The following is a 325-nucleotide window of genomic DNA, read 5'->3' on the forward strand; positions in this document are numbered from 1 at the left end:
TTCCATCTTCCGCTACTGTTCCTGTCGCTGTTGTGCCGTCTGGGAACGTAATTGTCACTGTACTTCCTGGCTCGCCTGTTCCTGTAACAGTTGTCGCATCTGACGTCACTTCGTTCACCGTTGGTGCCTCTGGTGCCGTTGTATCTACTACTGTTGTTGATGTGCTTGTTGATTCATTGCCTGATGCATCTGTTGTTATCACTTGTAACGTTTCTCCGCCTTTGAGATCTACACCATTTGGAATCGCAACTTCATAGCTACCATTGTCTCCTACTGTGCCTGTCGCTGTTGTACCATCCGGGAACGTAATCGTTACCGTACTTCC

The 325-nt window shown here is 48.3% G+C and carries 1 protein-coding gene; it reads right to left on the minus strand.

Features of this window, described 5'->3' with window-relative positions:
- Positions 1-325 (minus strand): Ig-like domain-containing protein (locus tag HHH54_RS10990; protein ID WP_232796337.1); only part of this gene is annotated, 325 nt, incomplete at both ends.

It is taken from the genome of Staphylococcus canis, from assembly GCF_016238445.1.
In the GTDB taxonomy this organism is placed as follows: domain Bacteria; phylum Bacillota; class Bacilli; order Staphylococcales; family Staphylococcaceae; genus Staphylococcus; species Staphylococcus canis.